A 22257-nucleotide genomic window follows, 5' to 3' on the forward strand; every position below is an offset into this window, starting at 1 on the left:
CTTTTCCGAATAGCTCCGGAAGTGGGGACTTGCCAATCACTTGCGGGCGTGACATGCTCCACGCGCGCGCCCCCGGACTCCCGAATTCGGCGCGCTGGAATCGATTTTTCGTGGGATGGGGAAAACCTGATGAAGTCTGCGGGCCGCGCCCGAGTTCTGCACTGGGCGGCCGCGGCCGTCACTGCGGTGAGCTCCACCCTCCTGTTCGCCGGCTCCGCGGACGCCGCCCCGGTGGTGACGCTCGGCGGTGGCTCCGGCGTCTACGTCGAAGACCTCCAGGACGCCACCTCGGTCAGCGAGTGCACCATCACCGCGATGGGCTACGACAACAAGAACCAGCTGGTCGGACTGACCGCCGGCCACTGCGGTGAGGTCGGCGCGCGCATCGCCGCCGAGTACACCCGCTCCGGCGGTATCGGCGTCATCGCCGAGAAGGACGAGGAGATGGACTGGGCCATCATCGTCTTCAACGCCGACCGGGTGATCCCGACCCGTCAGGTCGCGCAGTCGGTCATCAACTCGGTCGGCGCGCCGCCGCGGATCGGCGAGAACGTCTGCAAGAACGGCCGCACCACCGGTTTCACCTGCGGTCCGGTGTGGGAGACCAAGTCCACCTACTTCCGTAGCCAGGTGTGTGCCAACCACGGCGACTCGGGCGCGCCCGTGCTGCGCGGCGACCAGCTGGTCGGCATGGTGGTGGCGGGCACCGACTTCCGGGCCGGGCCGATCAGCATCGAACTGCCGCTGTGCACCGGTGGCGGCAACCTGATCCACGAGCCGGAGCTGTCCACCAACATCACCACCGTGCTGGCCGACATCGACCGCCACGGCGGGGCGGGCGCGGGTTTCCGCGTGGCGTAAAGCCTTCGGGCCGTGAGGAATCGGCCGACACGTGGGGCGTGACCGAACCATCGGTCACGCCCCACGGTCGTTTTGCCGGACTGCCAACCGCCCAGTTCATATCACTGCGAGCGAATCGCTGATATCATGAGTTCATATTTCCTGATATCAACGAGGTGGGCCATGTCTCGAACCCTGATCGACATCGACGACGAAGCCCTCGAGCTCGCAGCCGAGGAGCTAGGTACGAAAACGAAGGTGGCCACGGTTAATGCGGCCCTGCGCGAAGTCGCCAATCGCCGTGCGGTCGCGAAGGTGCTGCAGCAGTTGCGTGACAGCGAAACCGATCTGTCGCCCGAGGGTATGCGAGGTGCATGGCGCTGAGAACACTGTTCATGCTGGCGGACAAGTCGGCCTTCGAGTGGGTGCTCCGCGATGATCGCGCGGCCGCGGATTTCGCCGAAATCACCAGCACTCCAGGCGCTCTGGTTGCGGCCTGCCATCTGACCGCACTGGAGATCGGCTATTCCGCCCGATCACATCAGGATTACCTCGACAAGATCAGCGGCCAGAAGGCGCTGGTCTGGTTACCGATAACCGAGGAGGTGATGGATCGAGCCCTCCAAGTGCAGGGCCTGCTGGCCGAACGCGGCGCACACCGCCTACCCCTCCCCGATCTGATCATCGCCGCAACGGCCGAGGTCCACGGCGCGATCGTGGTTCATGTCGACAGTGACTATCAGACCATCGCCGACGTGACCGGCCAGCCGCAGCGCAGATTGCAGACGTCCTGACGGAACCTGATTCCTCCGAACACTGGGATCTGCAACCGGTGAACCGGCGATACACCGCGGGGGCGTGACCGGATCATCGGTCACGCCCCGCGGTGTTTTCGTTGTGCGGTAGCGGCTTTCAGTAGCCGACGGTGAATCGGACGCGGTGGTGGCGGGGATTCTCGATCTCGTCGAGCAGCGCGATGGCCATGTCCTCCATGGAGATCGAGGAATTGCCCTGGTCGTCGGCGATCATCTCGTCGAGGCCGAACCGGAAGACGCCGGTCCGCTCACCGGGCTCGAACAGCGCGGGCGGGCTGACGTAGGTCCAGTTCACCGGGTGCGCGGTGGTCCGGAACACCTCGAGCTGACGGCGGCCGCCCTCGGCGATCGGGCCCAGTTCGGCCGGGAACTCCGGCTGCTCGGCCAGCGTCCTGCCGGTTCCGGCGACGGTCAGGGTGCCCGCGCCGCCGACCACCAGCAGCCGGATTCCGCTGTCCGCCAGCCCTTCCAGCAGGGCCGAAGCGACCTCGGCCAGCTCGTGCTCGCTGCCCGGGACCGGGCGGGTCGCGCTGACCACGACACCGCTACCGGCGCTGGCCTTCTCGACGGCGGCGGCATCGGCGGCATCACCCGCCCACACCTCGACCTGCTCGGGCAGATGCCGCAGCCGCTCGGCGTCGCGAGCGACCGCGCGCACCCGGTGACCCCGGCTCAGCGCCTCGGCCACGACCCGGCTCCCGGTGTCTCCGCTGGCTCCGAACACTGTGATCTGCATGATGTTTCGCTCCTTCGCAAGGTTTCCGGATCAGGCCGCGGTGCGGGCCGGTGCGGGCGTGTCGGTGACGGGTTCGGGCGCCTTGGGCGCGGTGCCGGTCTGGCCGAGCAGGGTGCCGCCCAGCGCGATCGCCATGCCCAGGATCTGCAGCGGGGCCAGCGCCTGGCCGAGCGCGGCCCAGCCGATGACGGCCGCCGACAGCGGGCTGAGCAGGCCGAGGAACGAGACCGAGGTGGCGGGGGCCTTGGCGATGCCGCGGAACCAGATGGCGTAGGCGGCGGCGGTGCCGATCAGGCCCAGGTAGAGGTAGCCGCCGATATTGCGGGCGTCCAGCGCGGGCGGTGCGCCCTCGATGATGGCGGCCAGCGGCAGCAGCATCAGGCCGCCGGCGGTGAGCTGCCAGCCGGTCATGGCCAAGGGGCTCACGCCTTCCGGGCGTCCCCAGCGCTTGGTCATCACGGTGCCGCCCGCCATGGACGCCGCGCCCAGCAGACCGGCGATGACGCCGACGGTGTCGAGAACCGCTGTGGCCCTCAGTACTACGAGCGCGACGCCGAAGAGTCCGATCACGCCCGCCAGCACCTTGCGGACGGTGAGCCGCTCGTTGAGCGCCACGGTCGCGATGCCCAGCGCGAAAAGCGGTGCGGCCGCGCCGAGTACGGCGGCGACGCCACCCGGGAGGCGGTAGGCGGCCAGGAACAGCAGCGGCATGAAGATGCCGATGTTCAGCGCGCCCAGCACGGCCGCGCGGCCGATCCACTGCCCGTGCGGCAGCTTGCGGGTGATGGCCAGCAGCAGCAGTCCGGCGGGCAGCGCGCGCATGAGCGCGGTGAACATGGGCCGGTCCGGCGGCAGGAACGTGGTGGTGATCGCGTACGTCGATCCGAAGACCAGCGGGGCGAGGGCGGTTACGGCGAGGGTTCCCGCGAGTCCTGCGGCTCCAGCGCGTGTGGTGGTCATCGATAGCTCCTCATTGATAATCTCAACGTTGAGATAACACCATCCCAGATACCTCAGCGTCAAGTATCTCAACGTTGAGATTATTTCGGGGACCGAAAGGAGCAGGTCACATGCCCGACGCAGTCGACCAGATCACCGCGGCCTGGCGTCAGCAGCGCCCCGACGTCGACAGCTCCCCCATGGAGATCTTCGGCCGCATCTCCCGCCTGGCCCACATCATCGAGCGCGAACTCACCGAATTCTTCCGCGCTCAGGGTCTGGAGTTCTGGGAGTTCGACGTCCTCGCCACCCTCCGCCGCTCCGGCAGCGAATCCGGCCTCACCGCGGGCGCCCTCAACAAGGCCGCCATGCGCACCTCCGGCGCCATCACCAACCGCATCGACCGCCTGGTCGCCAAGGACTTGGTCGAACGCGTCCCCGACCCCGCCGACCGCCGCGCCATCCGAGTCCGCCTCACCGACACCGGCCGCACCCTCGTCGACAATGTCCTCCCCTTGCACATGGAAAACGAACAACGCCTCCTGGCCGACCTGACCCCCGCCGACCGAGAAGCCCTCATCCCCCTCCTCCGCAAGTTCTCCGAATCCCTCGGCGACCTCTCCCTGGACTGAAACACGAAAAGGGCGGCACCCTCATTTCGAGGGTGCCGCCCTTTGATGAGCCGAATTACTCGGCCACAGTTCACGTTTCATTCCTGCACATCCAGCAGCCATCATTCGGCAAGCAGTCCCCGGCGGGCAACAGATCGTGGACATCACACCCGAGCGCCGCGGCGACGAGGATCAACTCATCCACCCGGAACGACCCGGCCCGACCCCTCCGGCGCGCGAGCGAAGCCCCCGTCATCCCGACTCGTTCCCCCAGGTCAACATCACTCACCCCCGCCTCCTTCATGGCCCGCCCGAGCCGCGCCCCGACACACCTGTCCATCCAGCCCACAAGACCGCCTTCCGCCCCTTGCCCACTACCGCCACCGGCCCCGCCATCGCAGCCACCGGCAGCATTTGAGCTATCGTTCGAACATGTGTTCTATTATCCGGGAAACCAAGATCGGAGTTCAACGACCCCCGCCCGCACAATCCGTGGGACACCCCGGCCGTACATAGCTCAATACACAAATGTTCGGGAGATAGGTGAAACCAGTTGGCCGACAACCTTTTCGGTGACTACATCCGCCAACGCCGCCAGGCCGCCTGGCTCACCCGAACAGACCTCGCCAAGAAGGCGAACCTGTCTGTCTCCCTCATCGAAAAGATCGAACTGGGCACCCGCCAACCGACCCTCCACGCCCTGCAAATCCTCTTCGACACCCTCGACGTGGCCCCCATGTACCGCCGCCACATCCTCGACCTGAGCCTTCCGGGCCTCCTGGGTCCGCGCCCGCCCACCACGACCCAGGAACCCAAAGCCGACGACCTGGCAGCCCTATCCGGCATCGAAACCCCGGCCTGCTTCTATACGCTGCCAACCCTCACGATCGTCGCGGCAAACTCCGCCCACCAACAACTCTTCCCGGGCCTGGTCCCCGGCATGAGTTTCCCCGAGTGGCTGTTCCTGCATCCGGCCGCCCGAGACGTGATCGTGGACTGGCGTCAGGAAGCCCGCAGATGCCTCCACGGCATCCGCCAACTGTCGCCGAATGCCGCGACGGACGCCCGCGTATCCGCGATGGTGACGACATGCGGCCAGGCCCCGGAGTGGGATGAACTGTGGCACACCACGAGTACGGGCAAATTCGATCCCCACATCGTGGTCCGAGACCGGGGAAGCCGGCAGATCCGCGAACTCCGCATGCATGCATATTCACCCGAATACCCCCACCGCACATGGTGGCTCTGCCACTTGGTGCCCACTCCCCCACCACCTGCTTCGTGACCCGCGCTACCGATGTTTCCAATACAAGCGCTTCGACCACCACAGTCGACGCAGCCTCCACAACTGCTGCCACGCCGGCCTTCGACTCAGCCAGCGCTGCCAACCGTCCGGCGCTGGAACCGGATCCACGGATTCCTCGCCCCTCCACCAGACATCATGGCCGAAATAGATATCCGTGGCCCGGTACGCCTCGGACTGGTGGAAGAGAAGGCCATCGCCGGCAAAGCGCCGACCGATGAATCTCTCATTGATTCTGGCCACCGCCTCATCTGCATCGATTCCGGGCTCATGGGCCGTCGTCGGCGCGGACGGGTGGCCGGTCGATCTGGATACCCACGAAGCCGCGGCGGTTGAGCTCCAGAACCGCGAACTCGAAGGCAACCGAGGTGTCGCCAGCCCCCGAGAGAGACGTCCCGAGCCAGCGGTGTAGCCCCTTCCATAATCTCACCCGAGCAACGATCGACCGTCAAATAGGTTGACCGTTCCACAAGGTCCTGGTTATAGATACGGATCGAAATGAAATTCTTCGCTCTTGGATCATTGTTATTTGAATTACATTTCCACCAGGCAGCTTTTCTCGAGCGACCCAACTGGACCAGAATCATCCCCGACTTCGAAGAAAGACTTCGAACTCATCCAACGCGTGCAAAAAATCGGCTTCAGGAATCCTCACCGTTTCAAATTGTTCATAGAAGGACTTTATCTCAACCATTTTGCCGTCGACAAGATCCACCGCGGTTGCATTGATCGAAAACCCAGTTGGACCTTCTGGATAACGCAACTTGATTGCGTCCCACTCAAGTCGAACCCGCTTTAGAGTTCCAAGCCTGCGTACATCGTCCACGAAATCAGAGACCGCACGACAAACCTCATCTGTCATTCGCGGATTTTCTGCGATGATGAACTCGTCCTCATCGTAGAAGAATCTCCAACTATCTTTGATATCAATCACTACTACCCTCCGGGGAAGAAAGTCGACAATACCGACTTACTCAACATTCCTACAACCCTTACCCCTTTGAATGTGGCTTTTACCTTACCCCTATTCGGAGTAGCACCCGCGAGGAGGGCGGCCAACTCAACGATATCTCTGACCGTCCAGTCAGCGGGAAAGAAGGTGTGCCCGATACTTCCTTTCGTGAACCAGTATCCCTTCGAATCACTCATTGTTACGGTGGCGCTGATTGTGCCGTCGGCATTCAGTTCCTCGGAGCCTGGGATGATCTTTCGGTCAGGCATGTTCCTGTCGAGAGCATGCCATCCTTGAGATTCAACCCCCTTGACCTCGCCGAACAAGACGTGATTCAGGGTTTCGGCCGGAAGAGAATACCGTTCAGCTACCTCCTCCGATACCCGCTGGCGCAGCGTCGAGGGAACCGTGGAGAGGGGTCTGTCGCCGCTCAGAAGCTCGTCCGCAATGGTTCTGGGATGGTCATTGGCGGGACCACTCGGGGGTCGACCGCCACCGCCACTCTGGGGTCCTGAAGGGCGGCCCTGGCCATGTCCACGGACCGGACCCTGACTGTCAGGACCGCCGCTGCGGCCAGCTGTATCGCCTGCAGCGGCATTTCGTGGGCTTCGGTTTTGCGGTAACGCGCCGCCGTCATGGGGAACTCGGTTGACAACCTCTGAACCAACCCGGCTTCCGGCTCTTGCTGGCATTCCTTCGGCGGCCATAATGGCGGTCACTTCAGCTTCGAAGATGACCCTCTTCGCCTGCTCGGCTGTCCGGATTTCCGCCATCCGCAGTTGTAGCTGTTGGAGGTCGAGGCTTTGCTGGGCCGTGCTCTGTGTGAGATCGAATTTCTCCAAGCTCGGCTGGCGGTCCAGGACCACTTTGATCGGGATTGCCGGGGTTGCTGCGACGGGATTGGCCGTTCCTGCCCCGAGCGTCGCCGGTGGTTTCGGCAGCGGTTTCACCGGCGCGGGAAGGGACACTTCGGGAGCGCCTGGGCTTCCCTTAGTGCTGATCTTGCCTAGCCTGGCGAGGATTACCCAGACCAGGACCGAGTTGGGGTCGCGGAAGTCGGGGAGCAGCCCGGTGGCCATGCCCAGGTAGTTGAGGCCGCCGACGGTGTTGCCTTTGTCGAATTCCTTCTGGGCGGCTTTGACGTTGTCGCCCATCGCTTGCCCGATGGTGTCGATAGTCGGGAGGTTGGGGTGGTAGCCGAGTGCTTCTCCGACTGAGTTGAGCGGTTCGCCGAGGTCGGTTATTGCGAACAAGCCTGTAATCACGTGTCCGAATGAGCTGGCGGTGCCGTTGATGTTGAGCTTGTCGAACCAGGCTTTCCATGTCTTGCTGGGGTCCTCCAGAGACTCCCCGTTGGCGGCGGGCAGGTAGGCGCGTCCCATCGGGGTGAGCGAGCCGCCGCTGGCGGCCGATGTCAGGCCGGCGACGCCGCGAGTGACCTTCTGTTGGACAGCGCCGAGCGCCGCGGCGAGTCCGTCGGTGATCCAGCCCCCGGCGGCCAGGCGGGCGTCGTTGGCCTTCGACCAGAAGCCGCCGTCGGAGCCTGTTCTCGGCGCTGGCAGGTGGTTGACCACGTCGCCGTTGGCGTTGTATTCGGTGATCGCCCCGTTGTCGAATTTGGCTCGATAGCCACCGCCCGGCAGCGGTTCGGCCACTCCCCGTTCGCCTGTGCTGGGATTCTCGAACGGGCCGTCGGGTTGCCCATGGGCGTTGACCGTCATGGTCGTGCCGGTGGTGTTCGTGATGCGTAATCCGGTGTCGCTCATCGCGATACCAGCGATGCCCGTGGTCGGGTTGGCGATATCGATCCGGGTAGCTTGCTGGTTATCACCGAGTTTGGCGGTCCAGCTGGTGCCGCCGAGGAACGGATGCGGCTGGTTGACCGTGATTCTGGTGTCGACGACCTGAACCGGTTCGGCACGGCCGGGGAGCACCAGGACTGTAGTGGTGGCAGTGATTTCGCCGGGATACGTGGTGCCATTGACGTCGATGGCACCCGGATAGGTAGAGGGACTCCCTGGTATGACGGTGAGACCGGACGGCAGGGTCTTGGTTTCACCGGGAGCGGGCCAGTTGATGACGTCCAGCGCACCCAGCGGTGGTGGTGGCGGTGGTGTGTCCACTGCGTAGCCTTGTTCCGCGGTGCGGACGGTCCCGTCAGGGTTGATCAGTGTGGGGAAGAAGGGGGCGATGCTGGGATCGAACTTCTTAGGGGTGGCCGGGTCCGCCGGCGTGGGCTGACCGCTGGCATTCGGGGTCTGGCCACCTGTTGCCGGTTGTGGGGATGGTCGTGGCTGCTCGATCGTCGGCTGACCCGGATTTGGTTGTGCACCTGCGCCGTTGGGTTGATCATCGAATCTGTCCATCTGGTGCGGGTTTGGTCGTACCGGCATGATCGGCGCGGTCACCTCACGTAGAGGTGTCGACGGGACTGCCGCGGCGGCCGGATCCCCGGCTGTCGGCTGGGCGAGTTCCTTGGCGCGCATGATGCGGTCGAACTTGCGGACGGCGTCTTCGGGGGAGGTGACGGTGATGTTGTGGATCCGAGGGCCGGGCCCGGACGGGTCCGGGCGATAGTTCGCGGTCATCCGGTCCCACGCCGCAGCTCGTTCGGCCACCCAGGGCGGCGGTTCGGTCGACCCGAACAGGGAAATCGACATGAGATCTCCGGCCTTTCGTGTGGGCATGACAAAGGCCCAATCCCGGTCTCGGGATTGGGCCTTTGTACGGAGACTGAAGCGGCTACGACCTGCTTGTGCTGCGGGCGGATCGCTTCAGATCACGACCCAGGTTTTGCCGTTTGACCAGCGCGGCGGTCTGTGCCTGGCTCAAGTTGTTGAAGTTGAATACCCGGCCACCACGATCGCTGGCGGCGGATCCGCTTCTGCTCGGGTTGCCCGGTGTCCAGGCGGACAGCAGCGGTGTCGATGAGTGCGACATGTCTGTTGCCTCCTAGTGTTCGAGTCGCTGGAGGCGGGTGTAGATGTCAGCCAGGGCGTCGACCACCGTGCGGTTGCCCAGTTGCGGCCAGCCGTCGTACTGGCCGGCGTCGCGCTGGGACTGGCCGCACAGTTGTTCGCGGATGTCTTTGACGTCGCTGCTGATCGGGCCGCAGAAAGCGGTGATGAAGTCCTGGATCTGGTTGACTTCGGCTGCGCTCATGGGAGCATCCTCTCCGTCGATGAAAGCCTGGACATCGCGGCGGAATTCGTCCATGTCGATGCCGGCGGGGTCGATCTTTCCCTCGGTGCTGTATTCGCGGTGGGCTACGCAGTCGTCGGCGGTGCGGCCAATGCGGCGCAGGATGGCGGCGCAGCCGCGTTTGTAGGCGTCGAGTTGTGCTGGGGTCCAATCTGTTCCGTCACCGCGCGATACGGCCTCGATGCCGATGACGTGGTAGTTGGCGTTGTTGGTGGGCCAGCCGGGCCAGGAGCCGCGGCCGGCGTGCCAGCAGACGCCGGCGGCGATGACGCGGAAGGTGCCGTCGCGTTCGAGGACCAGCTGGGCCAGGGGGCCTTCCAGGTCGGGGCGGCCGTATTGGACGATGCGCCAGTCGTCGGTGCCGCCGCCGGCGGTGTGGTGGCAGAGCACGCCACGCAGGTCGGCGAAGTCGCCGTGGCCGCGGTCGCGCCAGCCGTCGTGTTCGATTACTCGTAACCCGGCTTCGCGCAGGACATCTGCGAGCCAGACCGGGTCGCCGGTCCATGACATGGTCATTCCGCCTTTCCGGATCAGACCAGGTCGAAGGAGACGTAGGTGTTCACGCCTCCCTGGACGGTGGCGTTGGCAGCCCAGATGCTCGACGTCGAGTTGGTGATCTGAACCCAGATACGATCACCCGCCGCCAGGCTGACCTGGGTGTCGGGCAGCGTCAGCGATGAGCTGTTGTTGGCGAAATCGGCCGACTTGACCTCGGCGCTGTTCCGCATGAGCATCACATGCAGGGCGCCCTGAGTGGAGGCCCAGTTCGCGGCCAGTTGGATGCGGCAGCGCACGTTCGCCGTGGCCGAACCGTTGGCGATCAGTTCGTCATTGGTGATATCCGAACTGCCGTAACCGCTTCGGGCCGTCCAGCCGGTCAGCTTCAGGTTGGTGGCTCCCGCGATCACCTGCTGATCGGCGTTTTTGTCCATGCCCATGGGCATGGTCGGTGCGGGCGCGATGATTGTGAAGGGCATCACGCTGTCACGCCTTTCAAGCTGACCTGCAAGCCCTTACCGGCCGGACTGTCCACGGTGGTGATGTTCACCGTCAGCCGATCACCGGTGGTCAAGGCCCACGGCCCGCCGGTGGTGATGGTGGTGTCGACGGCATGATTGGCGGCGGCGATCGTGGTGGAGGTGCCCGCGATGGCGGTGCCGTTCTTGCGGAGCTCGACGACCAGGTTTCCGGTGCCCGCGGTTTCACCGCGGAACGTGATCGAACTGATCGAGATGTTCCTTTCGATCCGCACGCCTTCGGGCATCACGGTCCCGGCTCCGGCCGCACGAGTTCCGGTGTGCGACTTGAACGCGATGTCGTATGCCTGGCCCGCCGAGGTCGGCGGGCGCGAGTCGGACAGACGCGCATCGGTCGTCGCCACCGCACTCAGCGCTGTGCGCGCGGCAGCGGCGTCAACGGCGGTGAGCACCGATCGGCCGACCGCCGTCGCATCGGACAGCTGAGCTGCCGGATGCGTATGCGCGGTCGGTGTACGCGCATTGGTGAGCCGCGGATCATCGCCTGCGACAGAGGTATTGGCCGTGGCGCCGATCGTGGGCGGGAAGGTCGACGGCTTGCCGGTGATACCGGCCCAATCGGTGGTTCCCGCAGGACCTCGGATCACAACGCCCTGGCCATTGGGCATCCACCCGCTCGCAGCCGCGTGGTACACGTACAGCAGCCCGTCCGCCTTCACCACGTACTGGGCGCCTTCCTGCGGCGCGGCGGGTAGCTGCGCATAGGTGGCAACCGATCCATCGATGTGGATGCCGGTTCCACGTTCACCTCGAACGACGGCGTTCCCCGGGCTGGCCGGAACCGGCGAAACAAGCGTCAGGTCGACGAGCCCCTGCGACCCCGTATCGGGGTTGGCCGCGTCGGGACCGGGGATGTACTCGGATACCGTGAAGTTGAACGGCTCCAGGGCGATCGGCTCGCCGTCATAGTTCACGTCGAACGACACTCGCCAGGTCCAATCACGCGGATTGGTGTCACCGCTCGGTGCGACGAGCCGGATTCCGCGCTGGCCTCGCCAGGTCAGATACCCGAATTCGTCCAGCTCGCAGACGTAATGGTTGGGAAGCTGCACATAGGTGGCGGGCGCGGGCTGCGCGCCCGCCACGAGGATCTTCGGCGCGTCGGCGGTGAAGGTGATGGTGCCGGCGAGCGGCGGGAACTCGGGCAGGTCACCGATGTCGGGACCGTCCGCGATATTCGCCAGGAGACGCCCGACGACCTTGCCGTATTTCAGTGGGGGCAGATCAGCCATGGATCAATGCCTTTCGAGCAGCGGGCAGCCTCGATGGGCATGCCGAGAGCGGATTGTGTCTATTCAGCGGGCTTCTTGCAGACCCAGAGCAGCGCGCCGTCCTGGATGTAGGCGACCGCGCCCGCGAGATCCGCGACACCGCGCACGGTGTTGTTCAGGTCCGCGCCCGGCGGCAGTGGAAGCGAATCGAAGCGCAGTAGGTGCGTCTCGTCGGCTGGCGCGGTCGGCTCGCCCGGGTGGCTCCAGAAGGTGACCAACTTTCCGAATTCCGTCTTCGTCCACAGCAGTTCGCTGCCTGCGGGAACGAGGGCCTCGCTCCATTCCGGGCCGACGTCGACCTGAAGCCGGAAGATGCTGGTCATCGCACCGGCTCCGCGTACACGATGAGCTGGGCGCCGGTGGTGTCGACGGTGAAGGAGTTGCCGCCCTTGACGCGCTGGGCGACGACATAGAGCGTGATGGACTGGTTCGGCTGGACCACGCCGAAGTCGCTGGTCGGCGTCGGCGGGAAGTCGAATCGCGGGCCGATCAGGACCCAGTCCCAATTCTGGATGTCGTAACCGAATCCGTAGCCGACGAGCTGGCCGTCGGGGCTGCCGATGCACACCTTCACATCGCAGCGGGTGCCGTAGCCATTGCCGTTCGCGGGATTGACACGGACCTGTCCCCGCACCTGAGGCCGCCATCGGGTGGCTTGGCCCGGAATCGTGATGGCGGCCAGCACTTTCGGCTCGTTGAGGTTGGTGCCACCGCTGAACTGGTTCTTCGCGATGGCCCAGGGCCCGCCGAGCCGAGGGCTGGGGACGGGCACGAACTTTCCCAGCGTCGCATCCCAGGACAGGATGTAATCCTGAGCGAGCGAATGATCGTCGTCGACGAGCACATCCGCCGCGTTCTGGATGTGCCCCGGTCCACCCGCATCTCCGGTATCTCCGGGCACACCACGAGGGAAGGTGATTTCGAGGTTCTGGCCAGGCGTCGTACCCGTGATCCGTGCGGCCGCGGACGACCCCGGCGCTGCGGCGACCGCGGTACCGGTCAGGACGTTGGCGGGACCCGCCTTCCCCGCTCGGCCGAAGGCCTGCCCGAGCGCCACGAATTCGAGTCCGGTCCAGTAGTAGACCGCGTTCTCGGAAACCACCCGCCAGGCCGAACGGGCATCAGCGGTGGTGAGATTCAAGGCACGCAGGGCGGCGACATCGGCGATATCGCCGCGCCACTGCCACGGCCACGCGGGATCACCGTCGCGACCCGCGGGTCCGACAGGACCCTCACGTAGCTCGATGAGCGCCTCCCGATCGACCAGCTCGAGCGGATTGACCGTGTACGGCAATCCGACCGAATCGGAGACGCCACGCATGGTGATCATGATGTTGTCGTCATAGACGACGCTGTTCTCGGTCATGTTCTGCTCCGGGATCACGACGCCGTCACCGGCTTGGCCCAGCACACGACCTGGGCGCTGTCCTGCTTGTAGGAATAGAGGGAATCGCCGTGGTTGCGGCGCAGCACCACGTACAGGGTTACCGCCTGGCCGGCAGGGACGACACCGATGGTGCTGTCGGGGGTCATCGCCCGCGCACCGTAATAGGGCTGGAAGTAGCAGTAGCCGTCGGCGCCGAAGGGAAAACCCGCCCCGAGAGCGACGATCTGGCCGACGGCGGAGCCCAGACGCACTTCGGCGTCGATACGGGTGTTGAAGCTGCCGATACCCTCGTCCGTGAAAACGAGCACACCGCCCGCGATGACGGGCCGCCAGTCCACGTCCTGGGCCGGAATGTTCAGCTGCGCGACCGTATTGGGTGTGGTTCCGACCTTGGACTGCGACGGGGCGAACCCCGGGCCGCCATCCCACGCCTGCGCGCCCATGATGGACCACGGTCCCCGCGAACCAGGAAAGGGCCGGCCCTGCCAGCGGTTGCTCGCCGCATTCCACAGCGGCACCGAACCATTCACGTGCGGGCCGTCCGCATAGTCGGGGGCGTTGCGGATGGGCCCCGGACCGCCGCGGTCTCCCTTGCGACCCTGGACGCCCTGGGGCACAGTCAGGTTCAGGATGCGGTTGGGAGCCGTGCCGGAAACAGCGACCTCCAGATCGGATCCGGCAGGCCCCGTCGCAACGGTGCCGATGGTGATGCCACACGGCTGTCCTTCCGGACCAGCGGCACCGAACGCATCGATGAACGACTCGAAACTTGTTCCGTTCCAATACATCAGGGTGTCATTTGCGAGCACCCGCCATGTCTTGCCGGCATGCGCGAGTCCCAGTTTCGAGGACAGTGCGGTGAGCGCGGACTGGTCGGCGATATCGCCTTCCCACCGGAAAGCCGCGCCAGGTTCGCCCTGCGGCCCCGCCGGTCCAGTCGTGCCTGTCATCAGTTCGAGGGCTCCGTCGCGTGGAGTGCCGTGCAGCGACTGCACGACACCCGCGGTTCCGATCCCCTCGTCGATGCCCCTGATCAGCGTCGATTCGAAATATTCGCCTACTGTGGACATGTCACCTCGTTCAGATGGGCTGGGCATGGACGACCAGGGACGCCTGGTTGCGCGAGAAGCCGATCTTGCCGCTGCCGTCGCCGACCCGGGCCACGCTGACGACCAGGTTCGCCGGTTGACCGGCGGGCAGCGTGGCGAAGGTCGAGCCGGGTGAGAGCGTCTTGACCGCTTGATCGTCTCGATAACTGGTGAACAGCGGAAGGTACAGATAGCCGCCGGTGCAGGAGCGGGTTGCCGCCAGGACCGCGCCGTCCCCGTTGCTCAGCCGTACGGTGGCCTCGACCGAGGCGCTGGCGCCGTACACGTACAGGTGCCCCTGCACTACCGGCCGCCACGCGAATGGCTGTGCGGGAATCGTGAAGTTGCCGACCGTGATCGACGCGGCATCGATCTCCTGGTCCGCGGCGAAGTCCTCCTGGAACCACGACCACGGCCCTGTCCCCATCGGCGGGGGCATCGGCCGGAACTTCTGGGAAGCCCGATGGTAGGCGAACACCGAACCGGGGCCGGGGCTGGTCGCTTTGTCGTAGTCGGGCGAATCGGCGATGGCTCCAGATGTTCCGGCCGGTCCCTTCGGGCCTTGCACACCGGCCGGTGCTGTCACGTTCACCTGCTGTTCCGCGCCCTTGCCGGTGAAGTCGACCGCCGGAACGGTCAAATTCCAGTTATGGATGGTCTCGGTCACGGTGATCGAGTTAGCCGGTGCGAGCGGGCCCCGCGGCCCGACAGCGTGCGGGGAATGCCGCCAACCGGCGCCATCCCAGACATCCATGCCGTCGTCGTCCATCCGATGCCACCAACAGCCGCGGTCATCCGCGCCGAGGCCGGTCGGGCGCGCGGCCGCATCGGGAATCGCACCCATCTTGCGGAAAGTGGTGCGAGGACGCCCGCGCCGGCCCCGCGGTCCAGCGGGACCGGCGGGCAGCGGCAAATCGGCTACGTCGTCGGCGACCGCGATATTCGCGGTCAGGATCGGCAACCCGTTGATGTCGAGCCCGCGATCCACGGTGAGTTGGGCGGGAAAGGTACTGTCCGCCATGGATTTTCTCCTCTACGGGTGATTCAGAAGATGAGCAGGTCTAGGTCGGCGCCGACATCGGTGGACAGGTCCTTGATGGCCGCGGCGAAGCGACCGAGGCGCTGCCAGGCCTTGACGACCGAATCCTCTTCATCGGAGCCGTCGCCCACGGTGATGTGCCAGATGCCCGGGGTCTCGCGGTTGTCGGTGAAGGTCAGCTCGGTGACGTAATCGGTGAAGACGTACTCGCCCACCGCGAAACCGATCTGATCGCCGAGACCGAAGTCCCTGCCCAGCAGATAGGGGGCGTTGTCCTCGATGGTCACCTTGTGGCTGGTGTAGCCCCGGGTCAGGTGCAGGCCCTGCCGGGCAGCGACCAGGCCGTCGAGGTTGAAGGCCTTGTCGCTGCCGGTGATGTACAGCTCGCGGAAGGCGTACGGTCCGGCGCGGCGCGCTCGCTCCATGTCGCGGTAGACCATCCAGGCGAGGAAGACGTCGTTGAGCTGGCCGCGATACAGCCAGCCCAGTCCGATCAGGGACAGCAGTCCCTTGATGACGACTTCGATGCCCGCATTCACCCAGCCGGGGGAACGGCCACCGATGATCACATCGGTGGCGGTCGGCTTGTGGAGGGCGATTTCGGATGCGCCGATGCCGGAATACTCGCCTTCGAAGTACCACACCCAGGGGAAGTTCTTCGTGGTGCCGAACTTGCCCGGCTCCCCGTAGACGGCCTCGTACTCGGTGGTCGAATCGGACTTCGGGTAGCGTTTCGGAGTGGTGCCGTCATCGGCGAATTCCTCTATCCACGACTTGATTCCGTCCAGCAGTGTGCCGGTGTTGCCGGTGACACCGGACTTGTCGACAGTCTCCAGCACCACCGTGGGCTTTTCCAGGAAGAAGTACTCCGGAGCAGGCTGCTCGTCTTCGTCGGGCAAGAAGAACCGGGCGGTGAGCATCACCCCGGAGTCCTCGAGCATGGGCTGGAACAGCTTGTCCGCCATGTCGAATCGAGCGGAGGCGGCGCTCCATCGGCTGGTGTCGTGCAGCGGATCGACCGGTACGACGGCCACCGGGAAGAGGGTGTTGCCCGCGTTCCATTTCGGGGAGTTCACGCCGTCTTCCGGAGCCCAGCCCGGCGCCTGCAACCGCATCAGGTTCATCGACAGATACGTGGTCACCAGCGTACGGACCGGCCCGAACAGGATGTGGTGACGGGGGAACTGCGCCAGCACCGGCGCGAACGGCGACGCCCAGCAGCAGATCGTGGCGATATGGTTCCAGCAGTGGATGGCCTCGATATCGACGGTCTCGACGCCGTTGTCATCGCGGACGATCGACGCCTTGGTGATGTAGCCGTCCCAGCGGAATCCCTTGGTGTTCACCGTGATCGGGATCGTGGCGTCCTCGCCGTCGGGATTGTTGAAGAGGTGATCGAAATGCACCATGTCGCGCGGGCAGATCATCTTCAGACCGCCGGCCGAGTTGCGCGGATAGGTGAACTCGAGGGAGAGGTAACTGTGCTCCTCCCCCACTTCTTCCATGAACTTGTTCCAATAGCGCACCAGCACATCGGGATTGCGCGCCTGTTCCTGGTCGGCCAGGAACTGTTCGTCCATCCGCCGTACTTCGTCGTGCGGATCCCAGGTCCCCGCGCTCATCAGAACGGCCTCGAGGAACGCGGCGTGGCCGTGGCGACGATGCTGGACGCGGTGGTGCCGCCCTCGACCTTCACGGTGATGTCGGTGGCGCTCCACGGAGCCATCGACTGCAACCAGCGGCGACCCGCCAACTGCGCCCACACGTTCGTCGGTCTCGAGCTTCCCATCGTGTACAGGCTGGCCGTGCGGTGACGCGGGTGGGTGTCGATCCGCAAGGTCTGTCCCGCTGTCAGGGTCGGCGTCTGCACCATGCGCAGCACGTCTCCACCGACCGGGTCCAGAATCGACCAGCGGCCCGGACCATTCATCGTGTATCGCGGCCAGACCGGCTGATCAGCGGCATTGCGCAGCCGTACGGTGCCCTCGCCGAGACCGGATGTGTTGGTCCACGCCGCACTCTCGTCGAAATGCCGTTGCAGCGGATCCATGGCGGTAGCCGACATCTTGTAGGCGGCCAGAGCATTTCGCGCCGGATCGACGTCGCCGACCGGTTCAGGTGCAGAGTCGAGCTGGGCCTGCTGGAACCGCCAGCCCTGGTGCCGCGTGTAATACCCGACCGTGACCGGCTTGTCTGTGGACCAGCCGCGCATCCACGCATCGTGCACGGCATGAAAATCCCGGATCGGATCCACTCCCGCGTCTTTCGACACACCGGAGATGACGACCAGGAAATCCCATTCCTTCTTCGACCGCACCGAGCGGACGAAGGTGGCGCCGTCCTGGCGCGCGCCCTCCGAAACCAGCAGTTGCACAGGCGCGAACATGAATCCGGTCTGCTGTGACAGCCGCACGCCCTCGCGTCCGGAGTTCACGCCGGACAGATGCCACACCCGGCCGTTGACATCCCACACGACCACCTTCGTGCCGTGGGCTTCCAAAAGTTGGTGGGTCATCGCCCGAAACCTCCTCCGCGTTGCTGGGCCACAGCCCGGCGTCGGCGGACCCGTTCGACCGCGATGGTCGCGCTCTTGGGGTCCGTGCCGTTGAAGTTGTAGATATCGCCACGGACGGTGTGCCCGCCCGGGCCTTCAGCCAGATCGGTGAGACCGAAACCGGTTCCGACCAATTCCTTGACCGCATTGCCCGCCCACTCGATGGGGCGGGTGAATTCCTCGGCGATCGAACCGCCGATCATCGAACCCAGGATCGAGCCGACGGCGGGACCGAGCGCGGCGGCCGGTCCGAGGAAGGGCGCGATCATGGTGCCGATCGCGGTGCCGACCGCGCTGCCCGCGGTCGAAGCCGCGCCCGAGATCGCTCCGGTGAGCCCGCCGAGTAGACCGTGCTGTTGCACGCCGGTGATCGCGGATGAGAAGGCCCTGACACCGATTTGCTGCGGATCGGTCAACTGAGTAGCGGACGGGGAACCGCTTGTTCCAGTAGGACTCCACTCGATACCGGTCAGGTTCTTGATCCAGTAACCGAGCGTGTTGGTCCAATTCTTGTCGGGATCGGCGGCACTGTATGCCTGACCGATCGGCGTCAGCAGCGACTGCGCCAGATCGGCGAATGTTCTCGGAGCCTGCGGGCCCAATACCGGCGCCAGCAGCGTGCCCAGATCGCCGCCCACCTTGTCGGCAGCCAAGGTGACGAGATCCGTGAAGTTGCCGCCGTGCGGGTTGTACTGGTGGATTTCCTCTTTGGGATCCTGCAAACCAGATTGACCCGTACGGCCGGTCAGCGCATCGATCCAGTTCAGGCCGGTAGGGTTCGGCACCATACGACGTGGCGCACCGTCCTCATCGGGGATGAAGTTGCCCGGCGAGAAACCCTCTGGCACCGCGTCGTTGGGCACCCCTCGCTTCGGCGTAAACAGCGCCCAACCCGCCGATGTGCCGAGTTCCGGGTTGGCGGCCACGTACTCCCACCGGCTGCCATCCGGATTCGTCTGCCCGATGATGTTGCCGCTGCCGCCGGTGGTGGCAGCCGGACCGGCTGCCTCCACAACGGTGCCACCGCCGCTGGTCGGTTCCGGAGCGGAACCACCGTCGCCGTAATCCGATCCCGCTCCACCGGGTGCGGCCCCGGCGGCGCCTCCGGTACCGGTCACGGAACTGGCCTGTCCGCCACCGAGCCCGGCCTGCACGGTGAGTGAGGTACTCAGCTGACTGCCGAACTGGGATCCGATCAATCGGCCCAGTTGTTCGCCGATGACGGGCGCGAGTTCACCGGCGGGTCCGAGGGCGGGTGCGATGGCCGAACCCAGCACCTCGCCCAGCCGACTGCCTGCCGCGGTGGCGGCACCGCTGATCCCAGAAGTGAGAGCAGCTGCGAGAGAACCCAATTCGCTGGTTCCGCCATCAGCCGAGTTCGGTCGGCCGGCGCCGAGAATCCCCAACGTCGCGGAGGGGGTGGCTTGCATGGATGCCGTCATCGGCACCGCGGCTCCGGAGTCGGTCAGGCCTTGATCACTCTGCACCGATGTGGAGGCGGCCGAACCCGGTCGGGCAGCGAGCAAGCCACCCGGTCCGAACAGAGGGGCCAGGGCCGATCCCAGCGCGGCACCGGCCCAGGATGCCGCGTCCACCGCGGCATTCCCCATCCCGCCCAGCGTGTCCGCGATTACGCCCTGGCCGAGCAGATCACGCCACTGGTTCGGATTACTCGGCGCGGCCGTACGGCTCGCATCGGTGCCCGCGAGACTTGGCAGCATTCCAGCCAGGAAATCGGCCGAGGGCACCCAGCCGGAATTGATCGCGTCGAGTAGCGATAGCGCCTGCGCGGCCGCGTCGGCATTGACCACGTACTCGCCCCGGGAGGCGGCGAGATGGACCAAATCGGAGGACGGGCCGCCGGAGCCCGCGACCAGGCCGCCATCGGCAACCGTATCGCCCGGCTTGAAGACCAGGCCGCCGCGCGCACGGCGAACCGGATTCTGCCTATCGAAGACCGAATCATCTCGGTCTTCTCCGTCTTCCGATCTCCCCGTGGATCGCGCTCCCCCCTTTGCGGGGTTGACCAACGTGGTCTTGGCACTGAATTTGACGATCCGGGTCTCGGTCTCGTCGCCCTTCGTATGGTCCCGAAACAGGTTCAGCGCCTGCGTCGCGACCCGGTCCGCGAAGAAGTTCGGGACGTGGCCGAGCACCTCTTCGAACGCGTGGGCCAGGGCGGCGAACGGGCCGGAACGGCCGACGAGGGAGTTCGGTGCGCTGGAACCGTTGTCGGAGACCAGAATCGGATCCTGGTCCGGAAGCGTGACGAGAGAGGTCCCGGGAGTGTGACCCCCTTCCCAGAGGGCGCCGCTGGGGAGCGTGATCCGCTTCCCGGGAGCCGGCTGCCCGCTGGTCGTCATCGCGAGAATGTCCGGCAATGTCATCGCCGGTGGGCGTTGCTTTTCCACAATTCACATCCACTTTCTGGGCCGAGTGCGCCCGAGCTCGCCCACCGGCGAGGAACTACTCACTCCAGCCGAGGAATTCGTTGATCCGGTCGACGCCCATCGCTGTTCCCACGCGTTCACGGTCGGACTCGAGTCCCGGCCGTGAGATCCGCTCGGGACGGTTGCGCCCGTTCCTGGCGTCGTCACTCTTGGACCACACCAGCCAGCGCAGGCAGTCGGTCATCTCCGCGAGCAGATGTTGCTCGAGCCGCCAGCGATGGTCTTCGGGGTGCATGGTGCGCATCAGTGCCGAGTCGGGTGGCAGAAATTTGACTATGGCCCACAGGTCGCGCCAGCTCAGCGCTTCATCGCTGAGTTGACGCAACCGCAGGCCGAGGGCAATCAGGTCGTATTCGATCGCCTCGGAATGCTCTTCGAGAAGGGCATCGAGGCTCAGGATTCCCCCAGGCTGATTCCCGAATGCGCGCGCCATGCCTCCAACATCTCGTGGTAGGCATCCGGATCCATATCATCCAAGGCCGCAAGCGCTTCGGGCGAGACCGCCAGCTCCATCAGGGTGTACATGGCGTCCACATCGCCCAGGCGGCGGATCCGGCGGACCAGACCCGGCTTGAGGTAGGTCAGGGAAGGCAGCTCGATGTCGATACCGTCGACCTGATAGTGGAAGTCGTCCTTCACCTTCGTCGGAGTGGTGATCGCGATGGGGGCTTTCGGGGAAGTCATTGGTACACAGACCCTTTCGTTGCATTGTTGTGGTTTGCGAGAATTGCGGGGCACTGCTGGAAGGCCCAACGGCGGCGGCGGGCCTGCGCGTAGGTTTGGAATGACCGCCGCCGTTGGGGGCTTTGCAGGACGGCCTGGGCCGTCGTCAGACAGGGTTCAACCCCGAGTTACACGGGGTTGTCACCCCGTCGTGGTGTTCGACGGTGAATACCGTCGGAATCAGGCGGCCTTGATGCCGTCGTCCAGGTAGCGGTACGCCTTCACACCGGCGTCGTCCTTGAAGGCCTCGACGCTGATGGTGAAGCCGGCCAGTGCATTCGACACGAACTTCTTCTCGGTGACCGAGGTGATCTTGGCGTTCGGCAGCACGATGCGCAGCTTCTTGTCCTCGGTGACCATGTCGAAGATCCACGAGCGACGCGGCAGCGGCGAACCGGTCTCCTTGACCTGGTACAGCGCACCGGAGTTGGAGGTGGCAGCGGTCGGAACGACATTGCCCGCGCCGAAGACCTCGCTCAGCACGTCCTTGTCCCACACCGCATACAGGGTCAGACCAAACCGCACCGAGTGCTCGGTCTGCAGCTGCGCGATGATATCGGCGTTCCAGTCCTTGACGGACTCGATCTTGCGCTCACCCATCGATTCGATACCGTCCTCGGACACATAGCCGAGCGCCTTGAACGCGGGATCGATGGTGCCGGCCGCACCGGTCGGCAGCGCGGTAGCCAGCGGCGCCACCAGAACACCGCCGGTAACAGCGATGTTCGGAGTGCCGGCGCCAATGTACTTGCTAGAGGGCAGAGCCATTTTCGTTATCTCCCTTGGGATTTGCGCAGGCCCTAGGGATTGGTTATTCAGTTTCGACTGCCACAAGCTCGCAGTCAGGCGAGAACTTTGCCCCGCACAATCAGGTCGGTGACAATCGTGTACCGCGGAGCGGCAGTCACCGGATCAGTATCGTTCTCTTCGCCGGCGTCCTCGACGTAATCGCACCAGACGGTACCGATATATCCGGGAGCGGCGGCATTGATGGTACTCCGAACCTTCGCAGCCAATTCTGCCGCACCGCCAGCATCGTCGGTGCATTCGAACACGACGCGAGGACGGTCCAGGATCAGGCGGACGCCCCTGCGCCCTTCCCGATCTTCCACATCCAAACGCGCCTTGCGATCGTCACGAGCAACCCGCACTGTCCGCATCGGTCGGGGATCAGGAATCTTGGTCACGACGATCGCCGATTCCGACATAGATGCTAGTTTGGCGGACAAAAAATCCACCAGGGCCTTTTCGATATCCGAAAATACAACTTTTTCAAACATTTATCACCTCCATTGGAGAAGATCGCCAATA

General features: G+C 65.0%; 23 protein-coding genes. 5 read left to right on the plus strand and 18 right to left on the minus strand.

The window, feature by feature from the left end:
- Positions 1–129 precede the first annotated feature (129 nt).
- The 3 genes from ACFYTS_RS03340 to ACFYTS_RS03350 all read left to right on the plus strand — a co-directional run bounded on the left by ACFYTS_RS03340 (position 130) and on the right by ACFYTS_RS03350 (position 1634).
- Positions 130–861 carry a S1 family peptidase gene (locus ACFYTS_RS03340; protein ID WP_357275116.1) on the plus strand — a complete coding sequence of 244 codons (732 nt, stop codon included), beginning with the start codon at positions 130–132 and terminating at the stop codon, positions 859–861.
- Positions 862–1023: 162 nt separating this feature from the next.
- The gene (locus tag ACFYTS_RS03345) at positions 1024–1224 is read left to right on the plus strand and encodes a type II toxin-antitoxin system VapB family antitoxin (RefSeq protein ID WP_357275114.1); all 201 of its coding nucleotides are present in this window, start codon (positions 1024–1026) and stop codon (positions 1222–1224) included.
- Complete coding sequence (locus ACFYTS_RS03350; RefSeq protein ID WP_357275112.1) at positions 1215–1634, plus strand: PIN domain nuclease; 420 nt, start codon at positions 1215–1217, stop codon at positions 1632–1634. Before ACFYTS_RS03345 ends, ACFYTS_RS03350 begins: the two co-directional genes overlap by 10 nt.
- A gap of 118 nt (positions 1635–1752) precedes the next feature.
- On the opposite strand, the gene ACFYTS_RS03355 is transcribed toward ACFYTS_RS03350, so the two are convergent.
- Positions 1753–2391 carry an NAD(P)-dependent oxidoreductase gene (locus ACFYTS_RS03355; protein ID WP_387300984.1) on the minus strand — a complete coding sequence of 213 codons (639 nt, stop codon included), beginning with the start codon at positions 2389–2391 and terminating at the stop codon, positions 1753–1755.
- Positions 2392–2421: 30 nt separating this feature from the next.
- A complete protein-coding gene (locus tag ACFYTS_RS03360) occupies positions 2422–3351 on the minus strand; it encodes an EamA family transporter (RefSeq protein WP_357275107.1) in 930 nt (309 codons plus the stop codon).
- A gap of 110 nt (positions 3352–3461) precedes the next feature.
- Here ACFYTS_RS03360 and ACFYTS_RS03365 point away from each other — a divergent pair, with 110 nt between their 5' ends.
- Entirely contained in the window at positions 3462–3962 is a 501-nt protein-coding gene (locus ACFYTS_RS03365) for a MarR family winged helix-turn-helix transcriptional regulator (protein ID WP_387300986.1), read from the plus strand.
- 532 nt (positions 3963–4494) lie between these two features.
- Positions 4495–5226, plus strand: a complete 732-nt coding sequence (locus tag ACFYTS_RS03370; protein WP_387300988.1) for a helix-turn-helix domain-containing protein — start codon at positions 4495–4497, stop codon at positions 5224–5226.
- A 601-nt stretch (positions 5227–5827) separates the two neighbouring features.
- Here ACFYTS_RS03370 and ACFYTS_RS03375 read toward each other — a convergent pair.
- The 16 genes from ACFYTS_RS03375 to ACFYTS_RS03450 form a co-directional block, all read right to left on the minus strand.
- Positions 5828–6178: a hypothetical protein gene (locus tag ACFYTS_RS03375; RefSeq protein ID WP_387300990.1), complete on the minus strand. Its 351-nt coding sequence runs from the start codon at positions 6176–6178 to the stop codon at positions 5828–5830.
- Positions 6179–6180: 2 nt separating this feature from the next.
- Positions 6181–8856, minus strand: a complete 2676-nt coding sequence (locus tag ACFYTS_RS03380; RefSeq protein WP_387300992.1) for an EndoU domain-containing protein — start codon at positions 8854–8856, stop codon at positions 6181–6183.
- A 292-nt stretch (positions 8857–9148) separates the two neighbouring features.
- Entirely contained in the window at positions 9149–9913 is a 765-nt protein-coding gene (locus ACFYTS_RS03385; RefSeq protein WP_387300994.1) for an N-acetylmuramoyl-L-alanine amidase, read from the minus strand.
- 14 nt (positions 9914–9927) lie between these two features.
- Complete coding sequence (locus ACFYTS_RS03390; RefSeq protein WP_387300996.1) at positions 9928–10377, minus strand: hypothetical protein; 450 nt, start codon at positions 10375–10377, stop codon at positions 9928–9930.
- On the minus strand, positions 10374–11666 hold the full coding sequence (locus ACFYTS_RS03395) for a hypothetical protein (RefSeq protein WP_387300998.1): 1293 nt from the start codon (positions 11664–11666) through the stop codon (positions 10374–10376). Before ACFYTS_RS03395 ends, ACFYTS_RS03390 begins: the two co-directional genes overlap by 4 nt.
- 59 nt (positions 11667–11725) lie before the next feature.
- Complete coding sequence (locus ACFYTS_RS03400; protein ID WP_387301000.1) at positions 11726–12028, minus strand: hypothetical protein; 303 nt, start codon at positions 12026–12028, stop codon at positions 11726–11728.
- Positions 12025–13071 (minus strand): hypothetical protein, encoded by a 1047-nt coding sequence (locus tag ACFYTS_RS03405; protein WP_387301002.1) that lies wholly within the window; start codon positions 13069–13071, stop codon positions 12025–12027. Before ACFYTS_RS03405 ends, ACFYTS_RS03400 begins: the two co-directional genes overlap by 4 nt.
- A gap of 14 nt (positions 13072–13085) precedes the next feature.
- Positions 13086–14162, minus strand: a complete 1077-nt coding sequence (locus ACFYTS_RS03410) for a hypothetical protein (protein ID WP_379343249.1) — start codon at positions 14160–14162, stop codon at positions 13086–13088.
- A gap of 10 nt (positions 14163–14172) precedes the next feature.
- Entirely contained in the window at positions 14173–15201 is a 1029-nt protein-coding gene (locus ACFYTS_RS03415; protein WP_387301004.1) for a hypothetical protein, read from the minus strand.
- 23 nt (positions 15202–15224) lie between these two features.
- On the minus strand, positions 15225–16841 hold the full coding sequence (locus tag ACFYTS_RS03420) for a phage tail protein (protein ID WP_387301006.1): 1617 nt from the start codon (positions 16839–16841) through the stop codon (positions 15225–15227).
- Positions 16841–17734, minus strand: a complete 894-nt coding sequence (locus ACFYTS_RS03425) for a phage tail protein (protein ID WP_387301007.1) — start codon at positions 17732–17734, stop codon at positions 16841–16843. The genes ACFYTS_RS03420 and ACFYTS_RS03425 overlap by 1 nt, the downstream gene beginning before the upstream one ends.
- Entirely contained in the window at positions 17731–20136 is a 2406-nt protein-coding gene (locus ACFYTS_RS03430) for a hypothetical protein (protein ID WP_387301009.1), read from the minus strand. Before ACFYTS_RS03430 ends, ACFYTS_RS03425 begins: the two co-directional genes overlap by 4 nt.
- 103 nt (positions 20137–20239) lie before the next feature.
- Positions 20240–20656 (minus strand): DUF5361 domain-containing protein, encoded by a 417-nt coding sequence (locus ACFYTS_RS03435; protein WP_387301010.1) that lies wholly within the window; start codon positions 20654–20656, stop codon positions 20240–20242.
- Positions 20617–20907 (minus strand): hypothetical protein, encoded by a 291-nt coding sequence (locus ACFYTS_RS03440; RefSeq protein ID WP_387301012.1) that lies wholly within the window; start codon positions 20905–20907, stop codon positions 20617–20619. The genes ACFYTS_RS03435 and ACFYTS_RS03440 overlap by 40 nt, the downstream gene beginning before the upstream one ends.
- A 219-nt stretch (positions 20908–21126) precedes the next feature.
- Positions 21127–21645 carry a hypothetical protein gene (locus ACFYTS_RS03445; RefSeq protein ID WP_387301014.1) on the minus strand — a complete coding sequence of 173 codons (519 nt, stop codon included), beginning with the start codon at positions 21643–21645 and terminating at the stop codon, positions 21127–21129.
- Between the two features lie 143 nt (positions 21646–21788).
- On the minus strand, positions 21789–22226 hold the full coding sequence (locus tag ACFYTS_RS03450) for a hypothetical protein (RefSeq protein ID WP_387301016.1): 438 nt from the start codon (positions 22224–22226) through the stop codon (positions 21789–21791).
- Positions 22227–22257 lie beyond the last annotated feature (31 nt).

Origin of the sequence: Nocardia sp. NPDC004151 (assembly GCF_042874235.1) — a bacterium.
GTDB lineage: Bacteria > Actinomycetota > Actinomycetes > Mycobacteriales > Mycobacteriaceae > Nocardia.